Origin of the sequence: Streptomyces boncukensis, from assembly GCF_011045075.1 — a bacterium.
GTDB lineage: Bacteria > Actinomycetota > Actinomycetes > Streptomycetales > Streptomycetaceae > Streptomyces > Streptomyces boncukensis.
Map to the genome: position 1 here is coordinate 1 of NZ_JAAKZZ010000843.1, position 2033 is coordinate 2033.

The following is a 2033-nucleotide window of genomic DNA, read 5'->3' on the forward strand; positions in this document are numbered from 1 at the left end:
CGGAAGCGCCACCCGCGCCGGGCCCAGAAGTACACCCTCCACACCGACATGATCCCAGGCGGGTGGGTCCCTTGACACCGACGCCGCCCACCAAAAGCAACGGTGTTGCACTCGGCGGGACACCATCCAGCTCGTTGACCCGCCCGCAGTGCGCGAGACGGAGATCGTTCCGTTCGACCGGGAGGAGACACGTCAGATCCTCACGGCCGCTCAGGCGCGCCCCACCTTCGCCCGCTGGGCGGTCGGGCTCGCTCTCGGACTCCGCCAGGGTGAAGCGCTGGGCCTGCGCTGGCAGTACGTCGACCTGAGCACCGGCCGCGTACGCGTGTGGTGGCAGCTCCAGCGCAACAAGCGGCAGCACGGCTGCACCGACCTGCACGCCTGCGGAGCGAAGCGCCACAAGACCAAGCCGTGCCCGAAGACGTGCAAGCAGCACAAGCGCAAGTGCCCAGCACCCTGCCCGCAGGACTGCACGCGCCACGCCAGCACATGCCCGCAGCGCAAGAGCGGCGGACTCGTCTTCCGCGAGCCCAAGGGCAAGAGCAAGCGCGTCGTGATGCTCCCGCCCGAGTTGCTCCCGGTCCTGCGGGCACACCGGGCAGAGCAGCAGCACCAGCGGGCCCGCGCAGGCTCAGCATGGGACGAACACGACCTCGTGTTCTGCCAACCGGACGGACGCCCCGTCGACCCACGCGACGACTGGGAGGACTGGAAGGAACTGCTACACGCCGCCAAGGTACGAGACGCCCGCGTGCACGACGGACGCCACACGTCGGCGACGCTGCTGCTGGAGTACGGCGTGGACATACGGATCGTGACGGAGATCCTCGGGCACTCGGATCTTCGCCTCACGACCCGCTACACCCACATCGCCCCACCACTGGCCCAGGAAGCCGCCCGCCGGATGGGAGAGGCCCTGTGGGGGCGGACAGCAACACACCCCGCAGCCCGCCCCCACCGGCGCTACTGCAACTAGCGCTGCAACTGAGAAGGCCCAGGACAACGACGACAACGTCATTGTCCTGGGCCTCTACCGGAGCCGCCTGGGGGAGTCGAACCCCCGACCTACGCATTACGAGGGAGTTTTCGCCCCTCCGGCTCACCTGCGGAAACCTGGTCACAGGCCGCTTGACCTGCGAGAAAGCCTCTCGCTCTATCACCTGCGATCACCCCCCTTCCGGGCCTCATCCGTACTGAATGCGTACTGGATGCGTACTGCGGAGGTGCGTGGCGCAGCCCCCTCGACCTGCGAGGATGAGGCGGCTGCCCGACGCATCACGCAGCCCGCGCGAGGGTACGGCGACGGCTCGTCGGCCGACGCTTGAGGCAGTGCTGTTCGTGCGCGGCGGCCACTTTGGCGGCGGCCAGGGCGCGCGAGGGCCAGCTACCCCGGAGGCCGTACGGGAGCTTCGTGAGGTGGTGCCGTGCCTCCCAGCCGGTGACCGAGTGGCCCGACAGGCTCGTGATCCTGGTGACGCGGCCGATGATCTCGTCATGCAGTCGCACCAACCATTCGCCATCAAAGCTCGATTCGAGTTGGACGAGGGCGTACCCGTCGCCGATGTCGGCCGACATGTCCACGGTGCGGACGACGCGCTCGGGCTCGTCCGGCTCGGTGCTCAGGATCTCGTCGAGCGGGCTCGTGGGGTTCGCCGGCGGCTCGTCGAGCGGCGGCGGTTCCTGGGGTGCGGGGGCGGCGGCCGTGCGAATGGTGGCCACCAGGTCGGCGGCGATGCGCTCGATGCCGTCCGGGCGGCCGTTGAGTCCGTCGGTGCCGTCGGGGAGCGGGCGGCCGTGGCGTATGGCGCCGGCGGCGAGTTCGGCGCGGTGGACGAGGGCGGTGGTGAGCTTGAGGATGCGGTCCGCCTCGCTGCCGTCGCCCGTGGGCTTCGGCAGCCGGATCGCTCGCGGCGGCTCGGCGGTGCCGACGTCGCGACGCTGCGCGGCGGCGCGGGCGCGGTACGCCTTGGCCTGGCAGGCGCGCGAGCAGTAGACGGCGGGGCGGCCGGTGCGGGCGCGGGGCGGCATGGGGC

At 70.7% G+C, this 2033-nt stretch carries 1 protein-coding gene and 1 pseudogene; one reads left to right on the forward strand and one right to left on the reverse strand.

What is annotated here, in order from left to right; all coding sequences use genetic code 11:
* Positions 1–148: 148 nt before the first annotated feature.
* Complete coding sequence (locus tag G5C65_RS36240; protein WP_338146833.1) at positions 149–976, forward strand: tyrosine-type recombinase/integrase; 828 nt, start codon at positions 149–151, stop codon at positions 974–976.
* A 299-nt stretch (positions 977–1275) separates the two neighbouring features.
* Here the strand turns inward: G5C65_RS36240 and G5C65_RS38770 are convergent.
* Positions 1276–2033 (reverse strand): annotated as a pseudogene (locus G5C65_RS38770) (hypothetical protein); the annotation flags it as partial.